At 62.7% G+C, this 18,007-nt stretch carries 18 protein-coding genes and 2 tRNA genes; 5 read left to right on the top strand and 15 right to left on the bottom strand.

The window, feature by feature from the left end:
- Positions 1-229 precede the first annotated feature (229 nt).
- Positions 230-547, bottom strand: a complete 318-nt coding sequence (locus JYJ84_RS11740; RefSeq protein WP_011351791.1) for a hypothetical protein — start codon at positions 545-547, stop codon at positions 230-232.
- Positions 548-704: 157 nt separating this feature from the next.
- On the opposite strand from JYJ84_RS11740, the gene JYJ84_RS11735 reads away from it, so the two are divergent.
- From JYJ84_RS11735 to JYJ84_RS11725, 3 genes are all read left to right on the top strand, one after another.
- Entirely contained in the window at positions 705-1,421 is a 717-nt protein-coding gene (locus JYJ84_RS11735) for a YdcF family protein (protein WP_122945158.1), read from the top strand.
- A 220-nt stretch (positions 1,422-1,641) separates the two neighbouring features.
- Entirely contained in the window at positions 1,642-1,920 is a 279-nt protein-coding gene (locus JYJ84_RS11730; protein WP_011351789.1) for a hypothetical protein, read from the top strand.
- A 136-nt stretch (positions 1,921-2,056) separates the two neighbouring features.
- Entirely contained in the window at positions 2,057-2,314 is a 258-nt protein-coding gene (locus tag JYJ84_RS11725; RefSeq protein WP_122945157.1) for a DNA-binding protein, read from the top strand.
- A gap of 40 nt (positions 2,315-2,354) precedes the next feature.
- Here JYJ84_RS11725 and JYJ84_RS11720 read toward each other — a convergent pair whose 3' ends face one another.
- From JYJ84_RS11720 to JYJ84_RS11705, 4 genes are all read right to left on the bottom strand, one after another.
- Positions 2,355-2,645, bottom strand: a complete 291-nt coding sequence (locus JYJ84_RS11720) for a putative quinol monooxygenase (RefSeq protein WP_122945156.1) — start codon at positions 2,643-2,645, stop codon at positions 2,355-2,357.
- Between the two features lie 534 nt (positions 2,646-3,179).
- Positions 3,180-4,388: an outer membrane protein assembly factor BamC gene (bamC, locus tag JYJ84_RS11715; protein ID WP_122945155.1), complete on the bottom strand. Its 1,209-nt coding sequence runs from the start codon at positions 4,386-4,388 to the stop codon at positions 3,180-3,182.
- Positions 4,389-4,529: 141 nt separating this feature from the next.
- Positions 4,530-4,606 (bottom strand) — tRNA-Pro (locus JYJ84_RS11710).
- A 157-nt stretch (positions 4,607-4,763) separates the two neighbouring features.
- Positions 4,764-5,477 (bottom strand): bifunctional 2-polyprenyl-6-hydroxyphenol methylase/3-demethylubiquinol 3-O-methyltransferase UbiG, encoded by a 714-nt coding sequence (locus JYJ84_RS11705; RefSeq protein WP_122945154.1) that lies wholly within the window; start codon positions 5,475-5,477, stop codon positions 4,764-4,766.
- Between the two features lie 398 nt (positions 5,478-5,875).
- On the opposite strand from JYJ84_RS11705, the gene JYJ84_RS11700 reads away from it, so the two are divergent.
- Positions 5,876-6,691, top strand: coding sequence for a tyrosine-protein phosphatase (locus tag JYJ84_RS11700; protein ID WP_236027287.1), 816 nt, complete (start codon positions 5,876-5,878; stop codon positions 6,689-6,691).
- Positions 6,692-7,036: 345 nt separating this feature from the next.
- Positions 7,037-9,247 (top strand): hypothetical protein, encoded by a 2,211-nt coding sequence (locus JYJ84_RS11695; RefSeq protein WP_122946650.1) that lies wholly within the window; start codon positions 7,037-7,039, stop codon positions 9,245-9,247.
- A gap of 83 nt (positions 9,248-9,330) precedes the next feature.
- On the opposite strand, the gene JYJ84_RS11690 is transcribed toward JYJ84_RS11695, so the two are convergent.
- The 10 genes from JYJ84_RS11690 to JYJ84_RS11645 all read right to left on the bottom strand — a co-directional run.
- Entirely contained in the window at positions 9,331-9,744 is a 414-nt protein-coding gene (locus JYJ84_RS11690; RefSeq protein ID WP_122945152.1) for a MerR family transcriptional regulator, read from the bottom strand.
- A 61-nt stretch (positions 9,745-9,805) separates the two neighbouring features.
- Complete coding sequence (locus JYJ84_RS11685) at positions 9,806-10,192, bottom strand: integration host factor subunit alpha (protein WP_006486093.1); 387 nt, start codon at positions 10,190-10,192, stop codon at positions 9,806-9,808.
- 72 nt (positions 10,193-10,264) lie between these two features.
- Positions 10,265-12,694, bottom strand: a complete 2,430-nt coding sequence (pheT, locus tag JYJ84_RS11680) for a phenylalanine--tRNA ligase subunit beta (protein ID WP_122945151.1) — start codon at positions 12,692-12,694, stop codon at positions 10,265-10,267.
- Between the two features lie 96 nt (positions 12,695-12,790).
- Positions 12,791-13,804: a phenylalanine--tRNA ligase subunit alpha gene (gene pheS, locus JYJ84_RS11675; protein ID WP_041492813.1), complete on the bottom strand. Its 1,014-nt coding sequence runs from the start codon at positions 13,802-13,804 to the stop codon at positions 12,791-12,793.
- Between the two features lie 148 nt (positions 13,805-13,952).
- Entirely contained in the window at positions 13,953-14,312 is a 360-nt protein-coding gene (rplT, locus tag JYJ84_RS11670) for a 50S ribosomal protein L20 (RefSeq protein ID WP_004192938.1), read from the bottom strand.
- 29 nt (positions 14,313-14,341) lie between these two features.
- Positions 14,342-14,539, bottom strand: a complete 198-nt coding sequence (gene rpmI, locus JYJ84_RS11665; protein WP_004191477.1) for a 50S ribosomal protein L35 — start codon at positions 14,537-14,539, stop codon at positions 14,342-14,344.
- A 188-nt stretch (positions 14,540-14,727) separates the two neighbouring features.
- Positions 14,728-15,252, bottom strand: a complete 525-nt coding sequence (gene infC, locus JYJ84_RS11660; protein WP_122945150.1) for a translation initiation factor IF-3 — start codon at positions 15,250-15,252, stop codon at positions 14,728-14,730.
- Positions 15,253-15,301: 49 nt separating this feature from the next.
- The gene (gene thrS, locus JYJ84_RS11655) at positions 15,302-17,209 is read right to left on the bottom strand and encodes a threonine--tRNA ligase (RefSeq protein WP_122945149.1); all 1,908 of its coding nucleotides are present in this window, start codon (positions 17,207-17,209) and stop codon (positions 15,302-15,304) included.
- A gap of 271 nt (positions 17,210-17,480) precedes the next feature.
- Positions 17,481-17,557: transfer RNA gene (locus JYJ84_RS11650), tRNA-Val, on the bottom strand.
- 87 nt (positions 17,558-17,644) lie between these two features.
- Positions 17,645-18,007 (bottom strand): bifunctional (p)ppGpp synthetase/guanosine-3',5'-bis(diphosphate) 3'-pyrophosphohydrolase (locus tag JYJ84_RS11645; RefSeq protein WP_205189196.1); only part of this gene is annotated, 363 nt, incomplete at its 5' end.

Raw genomic sequence — 18,007 nt, 5'->3', positions numbered from 1 at the left:
CTCGCAGCCGTCCGACGTACCGCGCCATCCGTAGTCCTGCCAATTTCAGGATTTCACCAAAGAAAATGCCCACAGTCGGGAACTGCGCCGCATGCGACGAGTCACAACGTTGCCATGAGCACAGCGTGGCAACAGCAAAAGTATCCGGTACGCCCGTATCCTCGCGATACGGGCTTTTTTTTGAGCATCGCCAGTCGCACGGCGATGCGCGCGGCGGGATGATCGGCCGCTACAGGCGGCTTTCGAGAATCGCCACGGCACTCGCTTCGCTCAATGCGTAGTCGGCCATGCGGCGATCGGTCCATGAAAGTAATTTCTCGTCGCGCTCGAGGCGCGAGAATTCGGCTCGGCCGCTTTCGGTCAGCACGGCAATGTCGACCGGTGCGTGGAAGCCCGGCGCGGGAGCAACGGTTTTCTGCCTGACCGTGTCCATCAGCCCGAGCGAACGGAGATACTCGAACACGCCCGGGCGGCGTGCCCACGGTACCTGGCGGTACTGCACTCGTCTCAATGCGTCGAGCACCGCTTCGTTGGAATACGTGGCCATCTCGATTCTTTCTTAAAGTGCAGCGACAATGCGAAGCGGCGCGCCGGGCGGGGGCTCCGCCCGCCGATACCGCCACCGATTCTGGAGGCCAACGTTCGGCGTCGCGTCAGGGCCGGATCGTCAGCCGTCCATAAAAAGACACCATACCCCAATCAAATTGATTCTGTTCGATTCATTTGTACTTCTCTTCATCTGTTTCATGCTCTGCCGCAAGCGGCGGCGAATCATCTCGATCGCCGCCGTTGCGCTGTTCTGGCTGCTCGCGACAGGCTGGCTCGCCGCGCCGCTGATCGCCTGGACCGAGGTGGGCGTCGTACCCGTCGAGCACCCGGACATGCACGGGCGAACCACACTGATTCTCATCGGCGCCGGTACGCAGCGCACCGACATCGGGCTGCGGCCGCCACCCGACGGAGCCGCCCGCATCCACAAGATCGCCGCGCTCTATCGCGTCTGCCGACAGCAGGCCGAGCGCTGCACCGTGGTGATGTCGGGTGGTGACCCGCAGCATCACGGCGAAACCGAGGCGGCCGTATACGGGCGCCAGCTCGTCGCCGAAGGCGTCGCTCCCACGGACCTCGTTCTGGAACCGGATAGCCGCACAACCTACGAAAATGCGAAATTCACTGCGTCTATACTACGCTCACAGTATGACGACACGCGCATTCTCGTCACCTCGTCGTATCAGATGCGCCGCGCATTGCTCGATTTCCGCCGATTCGGGATCGATCCGCAGCCCGTTTATGCGAATCGCCGACGTGCGCAAACGGGCTGGCTGCCGCGCTGGCGCAATGTGGCCAACGCCGAGCAGGCGCTGCACGAACTGGTCGGCATCGCGCAATTCCACGTCTATCGATGGCTAGGATGGTTCTGACGACCCGCGGAAACCGGAACGAAAATGACGGCGACGCCCAGGATGGCACGCGCGTGACGAAGTGCACGAAGTGTTGCGCGACTTCAACGGGGCCTTGCGTCGCGCCTCGATCGGATGCACATTGATCCGTCACTTTTGTTACACTCGACACGCACTCGATTGCAGTCGCCAGACAAAACGGCAACACTCGGGTTCATCACCACTTAGCGGAGGTAAAGCAATGAAGAAGACGTCCCTGGCTATCCTGGTAGCGATGTCGGCGCTGACTGGCGCAGCGTATGCGCAAGAGAGCACGGAAATCAAGACGATCACCGATCCGGCCAAGATCTCCGAGATCGAGCAGCGCGCACAAGCGCTGCAGCAGCAGCAAGCGGCAGAAGCCGCTCAGCCGGCGATGCAGGAAGAGCATCACCACGGCAAGAAGGCTGCTCATCACAAGGCAGCAGCGAAGAAGGCTGGCAAGAAGGCGGCCAAGGCTGCAGACGCTGCCAGCCAGTAAGTTCGGCGGCACCGCACAAGCGAAAAGCCGAATCCGGGCAACCGGGTTCGGCTTTTTTGGTTGCGGTGCCCGTGCGCTGTGCTAAAGTCGCGCACCGAAATTTTCCACCCGTGCGCACCCCGGTGCGGAGGACAGCATGAGCAACATTCAACTCGACATCGAGTGGACCGAAGCCGCCACTCGCCAGATCAAGCAACTGATGCCCCGCGGCTCGGCCGACGCGTTCCTCGCGCTGCCGCCGATCGAGTGCCTGCCGATGGAGGGCGATGTGCTCTTCCTTGGCCCGCAAGGCAAGCAGGCGCCGTTCATCGTGGCCGAGCGACAGTATCATCACGACGGCGACGCCGACTGGACGATCATCCTGATCCTCGACGTACCCAACACGTCGCACTGACGCACACCGCGACCGGACGCGTCCGGTCGCCTCACCCGGCTCAGACGAGCTTCGACAGCACGCGGATTTCGGAACGCTCGATCCAGTTCGCGGCCGCTTCGCGATAAGCGAGAATGTGCGCGGAGCGCGCATGAGCGGCAAGCGCCTCTTCGCTCTCCCAGCGCTCGATGAATACGAACCGCGCGGGCTCCTTCAGGTCCCGGTGCAGGTCGTACTGCAATGCCCCTGCTTCGTTGCGGGTCGGCTCGACGATTCCTTCGAGCTGGGCGCGTAACATCTCCTCGGCGCCCGGCTTCGCCACGATCAGCGCCACGACTGCAATTTCCGCCATTCCCGCCCCCTTCATCTCGAAAAGTCCGAGAATACGCGAATCACGCATCGCGCATCGGCTACGCCAGCGCAGCACCGCACGACGGCCCCAAAAAAATAGCCCGCGCTTCAGAGAAGCGCGGGCGAAACCGTCGCCCTACGAGGATAGGCGACGGGGCCATCGAGATCCGCACGCTGGCGCGGATCGTCATCAGTTGCGCCGACGCTTGTCGCATCGGCATTCGAAGACGTTGATACCGTTGATCAGGCGCTCACGGCGCACCCTCGGTATCTGACGCCATCCTCCCTGTTCCAACGATTCCAACATATAAAGCAGATTGCGTGCCAGCCGCCACGAACCGATCACCCCATTGATTTATAAGGACAAATTTTTTGTTGCCGACAATATGGCAAGCGTTCTGCCGCCGTAACGCGGGGATGTTACGTAACGTCACGAGGAGGGACCGAACCTCCCGCACAAGCGTACGCGGACGAGCAGCCATGAAAAAAGCCCGCCATGTGGCGGGCTTTTCACGGGTGCGGAGAAATGTCGAAATCAGCGAAGCTGATTCACGAGCAGCCCCATGATCTGACGAGCCGGCGACGACGTGTCGATCGACCCCGAATCGTCGACGACCGCAACGCGCGTCTGGTCGTCCGTGAGCGCCTTCACGTTGACTCGGTACTGCTTCGCCTGCTTTTCCTTCTTGCCGTGGAACAGCTGACTCCAGAAGCCCTGCTCGGCCGAAGTCAGATCCTTCGGATCGACATAGCGCACGAAATACAGGCCCTTCGTGCGATCGCGATCGTCGACCGTGAAGTTCGCACGATCGAGCGCGAGACCGACGTGCAGCCACGACCGGTCGTACGGCTCGCCGAGCGTGACTTCCGACGGCACGGCGGCGTCGGCCACATCGTTACCCTGCGCCGACGTGCGAGTGACGTTTTGTGCGGCAATCGCTGCAGCGGCCTTCGACGATGCGTCGGCGTCGGCCTTCTTGTCCTTCGGTACCGTGTTGTCCTTGATGTTTGCGATCGGCGGCTCGCCGTTCTTCGCACGCTGCTCGTTCTGTGCGAGCACGGCCATCAACCGCTTCAGGTATTCGGTCTCGAGCGCCGGATCGTTCGGCTTCGGTTCCCACTTGCTCGAATCGTTGTTCGCGCCCGTGATCGCTTCGCGCATGCCCTTCTGGCTGATGAACACGTAGGTGCCGCCATTCGGCGCCGAATCGAGACGCGTGCGGTACTTGTTACGCTCGGCCGTCACGTACGAGTTGCCCATCGCCTTCGAGATCACGCTGCGAATCAGGCCATCGTTGATCTGCGGATGGGTTTCGTTCCAGTCGGTTTCCATCACGCCCTTGTCGCGCTGGTCGACGACGAGCAGGAAGCCCTGCTCCTGCCAGAAGCGGCGGACCTGCGGCCAGACATCGGCCGGCAGCTTGCCGTCGATCACGAGCCAACTCTCGGTGCCGTCGCGCTGGATATGCATGCCGGCCACGGCCGGAGCGACGGTGTCCAGCGCAGGCGCCGCCTGCTGGACCTGATGAAGCGCGGACAGGGAAGTCGCGCCGCCCTGGGGCGGCAGCGAACGCTGATCGGCCGTCTCGTCGAGCATGTTGGGCGGCACTGCGAGCGACGCTTCCTTCGATTTCGAATCGCTCTTGTAGTCCACTTTCGTGGGCGACGACGTACCGCAACCGGCGACGAGCGCGCCGGTGGCGAGCACTGCAGCGAACCGCATGGTAAGACGAAGATCAGTCATGTTCGGGGAATCCTCTTCCGCTAAATCACGGCGCTTTCCGTGGATCAACCTTGGATTTTACCGGGGCCGCGCCGCGATGTGCAAAAAAGCGACCGGCAAGAAAAAACCCGCGTCAGCCTGAGCTGACGCGGGTTTTTTGTCTGGTCGGGGCGAGAGGATTTGAACCTCCGACCACCTGCACCCCATGCAGGTACGCTACCAGGCTGCGCTACGCCCCGAAAGAACGAAAGTATAACAGACGGTTTCCCGATTTAGAATCGGGTCGCATGCATTTTGTGAATGTTCTTGTGAATTTTTTGCGTGACGGCACCGATGCAAGCAACGGCGCGCATGGCATGGCGACTTGTGCACTGGCCGCACGGCCACGCATCCCGTTCACTGCTTGCGCGCGACACAGATGACCGTCAGGCCGGCGACGCGGTTGAAGCGGAACATCGGCAACTCGATCCGACAGATCGTCTTGAGCAGACCGTTGACGAACGGATGGTGACGACGCAATTGCGACACCGGCTCGCGCGACTGCCGACGCGCCCGCTCGCCGAGCCGCAACGCTGCCGCAAGCGGAAACGTGAGACCGAAATAATAGGCACCGTGCTCGACGTCGAGCCCCGCGCGACGCACCACGTCCTCGAGACCGCCGAGCGTATATCGGCGCTTGTGCTCGAGAAAATCGTCATGGCCGCTCCAGAGGAACTGGAACGCAGGAACCGTGATCAGGAACCGGCTGCCCGAAGGCGCACCCTTTACGTATTGCATCAGCAGGCCGACATCGTCGTCTACATGCTCGAGCACGTCCATCAGCAACACGAGATCGGCATCGAAACGATCAACGGATCGCCGGAAGTGGATGGGCTTGCCAGCCGCCTCGCCGTCGGTATCGTCGGCGTAACTCGTATCGACACACCACGCCTCCGAGGCCTGCGTACGCTCGAGCAAGTGCTTCGAGAAGAAGCCGGAGCCTGCACCGACATCGAGTATCCGGCTCGCGCCCGGCGCACCCAGGAAGCGACGGATCGCACTCGCCTTCGACGCGTAGTACCAGTGATCGCCCACGCCCGCACCCAATACATCGACTTCCTTGAGATCCATGACGCTTCCCCGTGATGGCTACTGTGCTTTGGTCGATACAGCCACTGATGCCGATCTTACCTCGTCGCTGACACCGCTCCTATCCGTCGACGATGCCCCGCCTGCGCCGGCAGCCCGCATTCCGCCCTAATCGAAAAGGACGATGGCTGGTGTGCCGCAAATCGCTACCGTGCGGTTACCCGGCGCGAGCTCGATGCGCATGGGCGACCCGTCCGACCGCATGCCGATCGATCCGGCCCGCCACGGCTTTGCCGCGTCGCGCGTGATACAGGAGGCGGCTTCGATCACCGCCGCGGTCGCGACCTCCGGTAGCCGTCTCCGACAAAGGGCATTGAATGCACCAGAAAAACGAAATTTCCCGTCGACATTTTCTCCGGCTGGGCGCCGGCACGATAGGTATGGCGCTGGGGAGCGCGCCGCTTCTGTCGGCATGCGGAGGCGACTCGATTTCGGTCGCACCGGTCACGACACCGCGGCTGAGCTCGGCATCGAATTTTCGCGACACGGCCGGGCCGGACGGAACCGGCTACGCGACGACGAGCGGCGCGAAGATGAAGAAAGGCGTGATCTATCGGTCATCCGCGCTCGCGTTGTCCGCCGCGGACATCGCCACCGTCGGAACGCTCGGCATCAGGCAGGTCTGCGACCTGCGCACGCCCGCCGAGATCAAGACGCAACCGGATGTGCCGCTGGCCGGCGCCACCTGGCAAAACCTCAACGTACTCGGGGCTGCCAGCATCGATCCGATCCCGACCACCGGCGCCACCGCGACGGCATTCATGTTGAGCATGTATCGCGCATTCGTCACGTCGGACACCGCGCATGCCAGCTATCACGCGCTCTTCACCGGCTTCGCCACCTTTGGCGAAAACCTCGTTTTCCACTGCACGGCCGGCAAAGATCGCACCGGCTGGGCAACCGCCATCCTGCACACGATCCTCGGTGCCTCCGGGCAGACGATACTCGCCGACTACCTGCTGACCAACGTCTATAGCGCGTCGGAAATCTCCACCTCGGTCGCGCAGGCGCAAAAGGCCGGCGGACAAAATGCGGCAGACATGATGACTGCGCTGCAAGGTGCGCACGCCGACTATCTGCAGGCAGCATTCGATCAGGTCACCGCATCCTACGGCTCGATGACGTCGTATATCGCGAACGGCCTGCAACTCGACCAGGCGACGCAGAACGCAATCCGGCAGCACATGCTGGTTTGACCGACCGGCGGGCCGCTGTGGCGGGGCCGGATCGCACCCGCGCCTCGACCACAGCGACCGCCACAGCGCGTATCCGGCGAAACCCGCACCAGCCAAGGCCGAAGCGGGTTTGCCCGGCCGCTACAACAGCCACCGCCGACGGCCCGCGCAAACCAAACGACCGTTTGATCCGACCGTCCGACCACCCCGAATCCTTTGTCCCGCAGCCCGCCGACCCGCCCTGCCCGGGCGCCCGTTGTTTGGTAACGCCGCTCTAGCACGCTATGCCACACTGCACGGCATCGACGCTCGCGCCGTGCAGTGGTGCGCGCCGCCGTCGATCACGACAAGACATGGAGACAGACGATGCGGAATGCGGTCCGGCGCGGCCATCGCTCGCCTTTGGCAATTTTCGACTGGATTTCCGGCCCGCACCGCGCGGCCCGCCCCATCTCGCCCAAGCCATCCCGCGTGTTCGGCTGCGGCGTGCTGGCGCTCGCGCTGCTGTGTGCCGGTTGCGCGGAATCATCCGCGCAGCGTGACGGCAGCACGTCAGTTGCGTCGACGAAGATCGAGCGCACCAAAGCCGAACGCCTCGCCCGCGAACAGCAGATCGCGCGCACCGTGCCGTCGGTCGCGTCGCTTAGCCTCACGCAACCGCGCCCGTTCACGCTGCGCGACTCGGGCCAGAACGGCGCGATGACGTTCCTTCGCGACGTCGACTTCCGCATCGTCAACAACCTCGGCTTCTTCATCCACCAGTTGTCGGCGACGCTCGTACCAACGCAAGCCGGTGCGCCGATCGTGTTCGACGATCCGACCAGTTTCGAGATCGACGTGCATGAAGGCACGGTCACGCTCGACAACGCGAAGCTGACCGCCCTCTTCAACACCTACATCTTCGGCTACCGCAACGCGCCGCTGCGCAAGCTCGCCGTGTCGGCCGGCGACGGCGTGATTCACCTGCAAGGCGAGATGCAGCGCGACGGCTGGGTGCCGTTCTCGCTGACCGGCACGCTCGCGATCCGCGACGGCAGCCAGCTCGTGTTCCATCCGACGGGTGTACGCGTCTCGGGCATCAACGCGCAGCCGGTGATGCGCGCGGCCAACGTGAAGATGGCCGATCTGCTGAAAGTCCAGACGCCAATCGCGCAACTCGCCGGCGACGATCTCGTGATGGCGGTCGACAAGCTGATGCCGCCGCCGCGCCTGAAGCTCACGATCACCGCTCTGCGCGTGACGCCGGCCGGCCTCGACCTGAAGCTCGACGACGGCACGCATGCCGGCTTCGCGATGCCCGCGAACGCACCGCAGCAAGCGATGTACATTCGCGGCGGCGACGTGAAGTTCATGCGCTCGATGCCGATGAATGCAGACATCCTGATCGGCCCGGTCGATTCCACGAAGCGCGACCAGACTTTCGTGTTCGACCTGTATCACTATCGCGACCAGGTCTCGGCCGGCTACTTCAATTTCGACGAAAGCGGTGCGATGGCGATCCGGATGCCTTCGTACACAGGCCCGGCCAGCGGCACGATACTCGGCAACGCGGCCGCGCGCCTGAACGACAGCTTCCTCGCCGCGCAGCAGAATGCGCTGAGCAACATGCGCCAGCACTGGGAAGCCTACGCACTCGCGGCGAACCCCGCTCAACCCGGCATGCAGAAGGTCGCGATGCGACGCACGTCGACCACGCCGTTCAACGAACGGCACGTGTCGAACCGCAACCCGACGATCCATCTGCGCAACGTCGACTTCAACCTGTCCGGCGATATCGGCTTTCACGTCGAGGATCTCGACGTGGAACTCGTATCGAAGCGGCCCGGCGAACCCGTCGATCTCGACGATCCGAACCAGTACGACATCCGGATTCTCGGCGGCACGGTCGTCGAGTCGTGGAAGGCGATGTCCGCGCTCTTCAACAACTATCTGCTCGACTACTCGCCGCGCTCGCTGAACGACCTGCAACTGAGCGCGGACGGTACGAACCTGCGCGTCCAGGGCGGCATCAAGCTGTGGAACCATGTGCCGGGCGTCTGGCTGCCGACCGACATGAAAGGCTCGCTGTCCGTGCTCGACGACCGGCACCTCGCGTTCAAACCGTCCCAGGTATCGGTGCTCGGCATTCCGCAGGCGAAGCTGCTGCGTTCGCTCGGCATCGAGCTCGCTTCGCTGACGCCATTGCAGCGGCGCGGCGCGGAACTGCGCGGCGACATGCTCGTGCTCGACCAGTACACCGTGTTCCCGCCACCCGTGCTGAACGGCAAGCTCGGACAGGCAACGGTCGAGCGCGACGGGCTGCGCCTCACGTTCAGACATCTGGCGGGCACGCCTGCACCGCAGCGGCCGCAGATCGATGCGCCGAGCTACATGTGGATGGAAGGTGGCGACATGAAGATGTTCAACGTGCTCGAACTGAACGTGCGCGCGCTGATCCGGAATTCGGCCGAGGCCGGTCCGATGCGTTTCGATCTGTACGGCTACCGCAGCCAGGTTGCGCAAGGCTCGGTGCGGATGCTGCCGGACGGCACGCTGGTCGTCGACATGGGGCAAAGGAATCCGCTCGCATCGCGTTGATTTGCGTGGGCGACGCCCATGAAAAAGCCCGGTTGGCACATCGCCAACCGGGCTTCTTGTTTCATCTCGTTCGCGCTTCGCGCTCAGTCGTGCTTCAGTCCGTCAATCACATCGAGCAGCGCCTGCCGCAACGCAGTGACGTCGACGGTTGCGCCCGGCTTGCCCGACACGCGCGCATCGGCGGCCTGCACCTCGGGTTCGACAGGTGCCGCCGCACCTCGCTCGCTGCCCGGCGAATCGAGCCGGTTGCGCGCGCCGTTGATCGTGAAACCCTGCTCGTACAGCAACTCGCGAATCCGCCGGATCAGCAGCACTTCGTGATGCTGGTAATACCGACGATTGCCGCGCCGCTTCACCGGCCGCAGTTGAGTGAATTCCTGTTCCCAATAACGCAGCACATGCGGCTTGACCCCGCACAGTTCGCTGACTTCACCGATCGTGAAGTAGCGCTTCGCGGGAATCGGAGGCAAGACGACTTTCTCAACCGTAGTGGTCATCGTCGGTTAACCGTCGGTAAAGGGTGCGCGGCGGCCGCGCGGAGACGTCAGCGCGCGGGGCTTACTCCGCGCCGTTTTCGACCAGCGCCTTCAGCTTCTGGCTCGCGTGGAAGGTTACCACCCGGCGGGCCGCGATCGGAATCGCCTCGCCCGTCTTCGGATTACGGCCCGGACGCTGCGGCTTGTCGCGCAACTGGAAATTGCCGAACCCCGACAGCTTGACGCTTTCGCCGTTTTCGAGCGCGTCGCGGATCACTTCGAAAAACGCCTCGACCATGTCCTTCGCTTCACGCTTGTTCAGCCCGACGCTATCGAACAGCAGCTCCGCCAGTTCCGCCTTCGTCAGCGTGGGCGTCTCGGTGGACGCCGGCGCCGAAGCGTCGCGGTTCATGGCGCTGCGTTGCGCCGTCAGGAGGGCTTCGAATTCACTCGAGGTCATGTCGTTCATATCTGCCATACAGCGCGTTAAATCAAAACTTACGATCGGAAAAAGCCGCCCGCGAACGGGCGGACCTCATCCTTAGCCGCGCAGGCGCGCACCAGCACGAGCCATCCGCTCGACCAGCGTCTGGATCGCCTGATCGACGACCTCATCCTGTAGCGTGCCAGCCGCGTCCTGCAGCGTCACGCGGAAGGCAAGGCTCTTCTCGTGCGCGGCAAGACCACCGGAAGTATTTGATTTTGCACGAAATTCGTCGAAGAGTACAACCTTCTGAACGAATCGGCAGGCCTCTTCGGCAAGCGCCTTCTTCATTTCGTCGAAAAGTGCCTGAACCTCGACCGCCTGATCGACGACCACGGCGATATCGCGACGAACCGGCGGGAATTTCGACACATCGGTCGGCGCGGGCAACGCACGCGCAATCAGCGCGTCTGCGTCAACCTCGAACATCACCGGCGCGTGCGGCAGCTCGTACTTCTGCATCAGGCGCGGGTGCAGCTCGCCGATCCAGCCGACCGCGCGGCCGTCGACTTCGATGCGCGCACTGCGGCCCGGATGGAGGGCCGGATGCTCTGCCTTCACGAACCGTGCAACGGCAGGTGCGAACAGCGCCTCGAGATCGCCCTTCACGTCGAAGAAATCGACCGCACGGGTCGCCACGCCCCACTGCTCGTCGAGCGCCGGACCGTAGGCAAGCGCACCGACACGCTTCGGCTGCACGTAGCCCTCGACCGTCAGCTCACCGGCCTTCGCGGACGCATCGGTAAGGAACACGCGGCCGGCCTCGAACAGGCGCACGCGATCTGCACGGCGGTTCAGGTTGTGGCGCAGCACCGAAATCAGGCTGCCGAACAGCGTCGTGCGCATCACCGACAGCTGGCTCGCGATCGGGTTCAGCAAGCGGATCGGGTGGTCGTTGCCCGCGAAATCCTGCTCCCACTCCGCATCGACGAAGCTGAAGTTGACGGTTTCCGCGTAGTCGCGCGCGGCGAGCGCGTGACGGACGTCGTGGATCGAGCGCCGCGTTTCGTTGGTCGCGCGCATTTCGCTCGTCGCGACCGGCGGACGCGCCGGGATCTTCTCGAAGCCGTAGATGCGCGCCACTTCCTCGATCAGGTCTTCCTCGATCTCGATGTCGAAGCGATGCGACGGCGGCGTAACGAGGAACGCGTCATCTTCGCGCTCGAACGGCAGGCCGAGGCGCGTGAAGATGCTGGCGATCTCGTCGGCACCGATCTGCACGCCGATGATGCGGTTTGCGCGCGACACGCGCATCTTCACCGGCGCGCGTTGCGGCAGGTTCACGGACTGATCGTCGACCGGGCCGGCCTTGCCGCCGCAGATCTCGAGAATCAGTTGCGTGATGCGCTCGACGTGCTCGACGGTCGTCGCGTAATCGACGCCGCGCTCGAAGCGATGAGCCGCATCGGTCGAGAAGTTGTACTTGCGCGCACGGCCGCGGATGCTGTCCGGCCACCAGAATGCGGCTTCCAGGTAGATGTTGGTCGTATCGAGCGTGACGGCCGTGCTGTCGCCGCCCATGATGCCGGCCAGGCTTTCGACGTGGCGGTCGTCCGAAATCACGCCGACCGTTTCGTCGAGTTCGACCGTGTTGCCGTTGAGCAGCTTCAGCGATTCGCCGCGCTTGCCCCAGCGCACCTCGATACCGCCGTGAATCTTGTCGAGATCGAACACGTGCGACGGGCGGCCAAGCTCGAACATCACGTAGTTCGAGATGTCGACGAGCGCCGACACGCTGCGCTGGCCGGAACGCTCGAGGCGCTCGATCATCCATTGCGGGGTTTTCGCATGCGCGTTCACGCCACGGATCACGCGACCCGAGAAGCGGCCACACAGATCGGGCGCGGCAATGCGCACCGGCAACGTTTCGTCGAGCTCGACGCGCACCGGGCGGATGTCGACCGGCGTCAGCGGCGCGCCGGTGATCGCGGCCGTCTCGCGGGCGATGCCGAACACGGACAGGCAGTCGGCCTTGTTCGGCGTCAGCTTGATTTCGAAGATCGTGTCGTCGAGATTGAGCGTCTCGCGGATGTCCTGGCCGACCGGCGTGTCTTCCGGCAGCACCAGCAGGCCGCTGTGATCCTCGGACAGCTTCAGCTCGCGCGCCGAGCACAGCATCCCCTGGCTCTCGACGCCGCGCAGCTTCGACAGCTTGATCGCAAACGGCTTGCCGCCCTCTTCTGCCGGCGGCAGTTCCGCGCCGACCAGCGCGACCGGTACCTTGATGCCGGGCGCGACGTTCGGGGCGCCGCAGACGATATTCAGCGTCGCGCCGGTGCCGGCGTCGACCTGGCAGACATTGAGCTTGTCCGCATCCGGATGCTTGACGACTTCGAGCACGCGGCCGACGACGATCTTCGACGTCGGCGGCGCAGCCTTGCTCAGCGATTCGACTTCGAGCCCCGCCATCGTCAGCGAGTGCGACAGTTCGTCGGTCGTCAGCTGCGGGTCGACAAAGGTTCTCAACCAGGATTCAGGGAATTGCATGGATGTCTACGTTCGAAACAGGTTAGATCGACGCCCGGGCCCCGTCGGATCGTCCGTCGGGGCGTGCACGGGCACAGGTCGGCGCGGCGCGCGGCGTTACGCGAACTGGCGCAGGAAACGCAGGTCGTTCTCGAAGAACAGCCGGAGATCCTGGACGCCGTAGCGCAGCATCGTCAGGCGCTCGAGGCCGCTGCCGAACGCGAAGCCGATGTAGCGCTCGGGATCGAGGCCCATGTTGCGAATCACGGTCGGATGCACCTGCCCCGAACCGGAGATTTCGAGCCACTTGCCGGCGTTCTTGCCTTGCTCGAACATCATGTCGATCTCGGCCGACGGTTCCGTGAACGGGAAATACGACGGACGGAAGCGCACGAGGATGTCGTCGCGCTCGAAGAATTTTTTCAGGAAGTCGGTATAGACGCCCTTGAGGTCGGCGAAGCTGATGTTTTCGTCGATCCACAGCCCCTCGACCTGATTGAACATCGGCGAGTGGGTCGCATCGCTGTCGACGCGATACGTGCGGCCCGGCGCGATCACCTTGATCGGCGGACGGTTCATGCGCGCGTAACGCACCTGCATCGGGCTCGTGTGCGTGCGCAGCAGCAGCTGGCGGCCGTCGGCATCCTTGCCTTCGACGTAGAAGGTGTCCTGCATCGAACGCGCCGGATGGTTCTCCGGGCTGTTCAGCGACGTGAAGTTGTACCAGTCGGTCTCGATTTCGGGGCCATCGGCCACATCGAAGCCGATCGAGCCGAAAATCTGTTCGACACGCTCCCACGTGCGCATCACGGGGTGCAGGCTGCCTGCACCGGCGCCACGGCCCGGCAACGTCACGTCGATCGCTTCGGCAGTGAGGCGCTGATTCAGCAGCGCGTCGGCCAGTGCCTGACGGCGCGCGGTCAGCGCGGCTTCAACCTGCTGCTTCACGACGTTGATGCGTGCGCCTTCGGTCTTGCGTGCTTCGGGATCGAGCTTGCCGAGGCCCTTCAGCAACTCGGTCAGCGCACCCGACTTGCCGAGAAATCGGGCTTTCTCGTTTTCGAGCGTGGTGATGTCGGCAGCCTGTTCAAAGGACTGCTGCGCGTCGGCGACAATCTGGTCCAGATCCATAGATCCCATCATTTCCAACGTCATTCGGTCTTGGTGAACGAAATCGCCCACCAAACAAAAAAGGGGCTCGGAAGAGCCCCGTTTTCGCTGCAGCGGCCGAGACTACCGGAACCTCGCTGCAACTAACCACGCAGTGCTAATTTCGCAATTAGGCTGCAACGGCGGCTTTCACCTGCTTGACGATCGCAGCAAAAGCAGCCTTGTCGAACACCGCCATGTCGGCCAGAACCTTACGGTCGAGTTCGATCGACGCCTTCTTCAGGCCGTTGATGAACACGCTGTAGGTCATGTCGTGCTGGCGAACTGCCGCGTTGATACGCGTGATCCACAGTGCGCGGAACACACGCTTCTTGTTGCGGCGATCGCGGTACGCGTACTGACCAGCGCGCATCACCGCCTGCTTGGCGATGCGGTAGACGTTATTGCGGCGGCCGCGATAACCCTTGGCCAGGTTGATGATCTTCTTGTGGCGGGCCCGTGCGGTTACCCCACGTTTGACTCGAGGCATGTTTCTCTCCTTAGAGTATCAGTTAGGGGTTACGCGAACGGCAGCATCGCGCGGACGGAGTTCAGATCGGAATCATGAACTGCCGTTGCGCCGCGCAGGTGACGCTTGTTCTTCGTGGTTTTCTTGGTCAGGATGTGACGCTTGAAGGCTTGACCGCGCTTGACGGTACCGCCCGGACGCACCACGAAGCGCTTTGCAGCACTCTTCTTGGTCTTCATCTTAGGCATGACGAACAACTCCAGTTTATTAGATGGCGATGGGTGTGCGGTTGGCTTGCGCCCTTGACCCGCCCTTCGAAACCCAGTCCACTTGTGTACGGCAACCACTTGCGCAGCCGCCGTCATTGTTGGCGCGCCGCCCTGACCGGGCCACGCGCCGAACCACTGCGAACCTGCGCGCGAAGCGCGCGGGCCCGTTACTTCTTTTTCTTCGGCGAGAGCACCATGATCATCTGGCGCCCTTCCATCTTCGGCATCTGCTCGACCTGGCCGACTTCCTCAAGATCCGTGCGCAGACGCTCAAGCATCCGCATACCGATTTCCTGGTGAGCCATTTCGCGGCCGCGGAAACGCAACGTGATCTTCGTCTTGTCGCCTTCCTCGAGGAAGCGCACGAGGTTGCGGAGCTTGACGTTGTAATCACCGTCATCGGTACCCGGGCGGAATTTGACTTCCTTCACCTGGATGACCTTCTGTTTCAGCTTCGCTTCGTGCTGCTTCTTGGACTCCTGATACTTGAACTTGCCGTAGTCCATCAGGCGGCAGACCGGCGGAACCGCTTGCGGCGCGATTTCTACCAGATCGACATCCAGTTCTTCCGATTTACGGAACGCATCAATGAGTTTTACGATACCGAGCGGTTCGTTCTCGAGCCCGACCAGACGCACTTCCGGCGCAGTGATTTCACCGTTGATGCGATGCGACGACTTATCAGTAGCGATGTTACGTTTCCTCTAAAAATTAAAAAAACGAGCCGCGCTGCCAGGGCGGTTACTTGAACGAGCGCAGGTCTTCCTGCAGACGCTCAACGAAGGCTTCGACCGGCATCACGCCAAGATCGACGCCGCCACGGGCACGCACGGCTACCGTTTGCGCATCACGCTCCTTATCGCCCACAACGAGGAGATAAGGCACCTTTTCCAGCGTGTGCTCGCGTATTTTATAGCTAATCTTCTCGTTACGCAAATCGGCCGCCACTCTAACCCCTTGTTTTTGCAACGTTTGGGCCAGAGATTGTGCATATTCGGCCTGACTTTCGGCGATATTGAGCACAACTGCCTGGAACGGCGCGAGCCAGGCCGGCATCGCACCAGCGTGGTGCTCGATCAAAATACCCAGGAAACGCTCCATCGAACCGACGATCGCACGGTGCAACATCACCGGACGGCGGCGGCTGCTGTCATCCGCGACATACTCGGCGCCGAGGCGCTCCGGCAGCACCATGTCGAGCTGCAGCGTGCCGCACTGCCACGAACGGCCGAGCGCATCCTTGATGTGGTACTCGATCTTCGGGCCGTAGAACGCGCCTTCGCCCGGCAGCTCTTCCCACGTGAGGCCGCAGGCCGTCAGCGCGTCGCGCAGACCTTGCTCGGCACGATCCCAGGTTTCGTCCGTACCCGCGCGCTGGTCGGGGCGCAGCGACAGCTTGATGTCGATATGCTCGAAGCCGAAATCCTTGTACACGCTCATCGCGAGCGTGTTGAACGCGATCGACTCGGAGATGAACTGCTCTTCCGTACAGAAGATGTGCGCATCGTCCTGCACGAAGCCGCGCACGCGCATCAGGCCGTGCAGCGCGCCCGACGCCTCGTTGCGGTGGCACGAACCGAATTCCGCGTAACGCAGCGGCAGGTCGCGGTACGAGCGCAGGCCGTGCTTGAACACCTGGACGTGGCCCGGGCAGTTCATCGGCTTGATCGCGTAGTCGCGCTTCTCCGACTCCGTCGTGAACATGTTCTCGCGGTAATTCTGCCAGTGGCCGGACGCTTCCCACAGCGAGCGGTCCATGATCATCGGCGTCTTGATCTCGAGGTAGCCGGCTTCGTTCACGCGGCGGCGCATGTACTGCTCGACCTGCTGCCACAGCGCCCAGCCCTTCGGATGCCAGAACACCATGCCCGGCGACTCTTCCTGCATGTGGAACAGGTCGAGCTGCTTGCCCAGCTTGCGGTGATCGCGCTTCTCCGCCTCCTCGAGCATGTGCAGGTACTGGTCCTGGTCTTCCTTCTTAGTCCAGGCCGTGCCGTAGATGCGCTGCAACTGCTCGTTCTTCGAGTCGCCGCGCCAGTACGCGCCCGCGACCTTCATCAGCTTGAAGACCTTCAGCTTGCCGGTGGACGGCACGTGCGGGCCACGGCACAGATCGGTAAAGCCGCCATGCGAATACAGCTTGATTTCGTCGCTTTGCGGAATCGATTCGATGATTTCGGCCTTGTACTTCTCGCCGATGCTGCGGAAGTAGCCCGCCGCTTCGTCGCGCGACACGACCCGGCGCGTCACGGGCTCGTCCTTCTTCACGAGCTCCTGCATGCGCTTTTCGATCTTCTCCAGATCTTCAGGCGTAAACGGACGGTTGTACGAGAAGTCGTAATAGAAGCCGTTGTCGATCACCGGACCGATCGTCACTTGCGCGTCCGGATACAGCTCCTTCACCGCATACGCGAGCAAGTGCGCCGTCGAGTGGCGGATGATATCGAGGCCATCGGCATCCTTGTCCGTCACGATCGCGAGCGACGCGTCGCGGTCGATCACAGCCGACGTATCGACGAGCTCGCCATCGAGCTTGCCACCAAGCGCAGCCTTCGCAAGGCCGGGACCGATCGAGGCTGCAACCTCGGCAACTGTCACCGGATGCTCGTATTGTCGAACTGAGCCGTCAGGCAAGCGTATCGAAACCATAGCAATCTCCGTGATGCCGACAGTGGGCGGCAGACCAGGTACGCGATATAACAATCACGCGGGAAAATTTCGCGACAAAAAAAATGCGGCCCCGCTTTCGAGGGGCCGCATTCGATACTTCACTCAAACTGAAAGGGCGAAAGGGTTCCTCGACTAGCGTCGCTCCGAAAAGGTTTCGGTCAACGTTCGCGGTGTCATAACCGTATTCGCCTTGTTCGCGTTGAGTTATTTGCTGCATCGAACACCCGGAGACCGGGCATTCTCAATTCGTTGGTAGGCTCGATTGGACTCGAACCAACGACCCCCACCATGTCAAGGTGGTGCTCTAACCAGCTGAGCTACGAGCCTAGTGAAGCTAAGATTATATGGAGCCGTTACCCGCTTGGCAAGTATTTTTATGCGGTCGCAGCAAAATAACGGTGCTCGAACCCCACCTCACGCCTTCCGCCCGGCGCGCACGACGCCCTGCACCTCGCCGAGCAGCGTGCACGCGCGCTGTACCTGCGCCGAATTCGACACCTCGACCGTGAACTGCATGAATGCCGCGTTGCGGCGGCTCTGCGTCTTCACGCCCACGACGTTCATCTTTTCGCGCGCGAACACTTCGGAGATGTCGCGCAGCAACCCTTGCCGATCGCTCGCCTCGACCATCAGGTCGACCGGATAGACGGACGCACCGCGCCCGCCGAGCACGTCGGCCGACCAGGTCGTCTGCAGCACACGCTCCGGCGCGCGCTCGACCATCCGGCGGAACGTCGGGCAATCGGTGCGGTGGATCGACATCCCCTTGCCGCGCGT

The sequence above is a fragment of the Burkholderia sp. LMG 13014 genome, assembly GCF_905232215.1.
GTDB lineage: Bacteria > Pseudomonadota > Gammaproteobacteria > Burkholderiales > Burkholderiaceae > Burkholderia.
Note: the sequence above shows the minus strand (reverse complement) of the source record. Positions and strands in the feature narration are given on the sequence as shown.

Excerpts from the sequence above, each read along its gene's own strand:
- JYJ84_RS11740 (WP_011351791.1), bottom strand. The coding sequence starts at position 547 with ATGGCCACGTATTCCAACGAAGCGGTGCTCGACGCATTGAGACGAGTG.
- JYJ84_RS11730 (WP_011351789.1), top strand. The coding sequence starts at position 1,642 with ATGAAGAAGACGTCCCTGGCTATCCTGGTAGCGATGTCGGCGCTGACT.
- JYJ84_RS11725 (WP_122945157.1), top strand. The coding sequence starts at position 2,057 with ATGAGCAACATTCAACTCGACATCGAGTGGACCGAAGCCGCCACTCGC.
- JYJ84_RS11720 (WP_122945156.1), bottom strand. The coding sequence starts at position 2,645 with ATGGCGGAAATTGCAGTCGTGGCGCTGATCGTGGCGAAGCCGGGCGCC.
- bamC (WP_122945155.1), bottom strand. The coding sequence starts at position 4,388 with ATGACTGATCTTCGTCTTACCATGCGGTTCGCTGCAGTGCTCGCCACC.
- JYJ84_RS11705 (WP_122945154.1), bottom strand. The coding sequence starts at position 5,477 with ATGGATCTCAAGGAAGTCGATGTATTGGGTGCGGGCGTGGGCGATCAC.
- JYJ84_RS11700 (WP_236027287.1), top strand. The coding sequence starts at position 5,876 with ATGGCGCTGGGGAGCGCGCCGCTTCTGTCGGCATGCGGAGGCGACTCG.
- JYJ84_RS11695 (WP_122946650.1), top strand. The coding sequence starts at position 7,037 with ATGCGGAATGCGGTCCGGCGCGGCCATCGCTCGCCTTTGGCAATTTTC.
- JYJ84_RS11690 (WP_122945152.1), bottom strand. The coding sequence starts at position 9,744 with ATGACCACTACGGTTGAGAAAGTCGTCTTGCCTCCGATTCCCGCGAAG.
- JYJ84_RS11685 (WP_006486093.1), bottom strand. The coding sequence starts at position 10,192 with ATGAACGACATGACCTCGAGTGAATTCGAAGCCCTCCTGACGGCGCAA.
- pheT (WP_122945151.1), bottom strand. The coding sequence starts at position 12,694 with ATGCAATTCCCTGAATCCTGGTTGAGAACCTTTGTCGACCCGCAGCTG.
- pheS (WP_041492813.1), bottom strand. The coding sequence starts at position 13,804 with ATGGATCTGGACCAGATTGTCGCCGACGCGCAGCAGTCCTTTGAACAG.
- rplT (WP_004192938.1), bottom strand. The coding sequence starts at position 14,312 with ATGCCTCGAGTCAAACGTGGGGTAACCGCACGGGCCCGCCACAAGAAG.
- rpmI (WP_004191477.1), bottom strand. The coding sequence starts at position 14,539 with ATGCCTAAGATGAAGACCAAGAAGAGTGCTGCAAAGCGCTTCGTGGTG.
- thrS (WP_122945149.1), bottom strand. The coding sequence starts at position 17,209 with ATGGTTTCGATACGCTTGCCTGACGGCTCAGTTCGACAATACGAGCAT.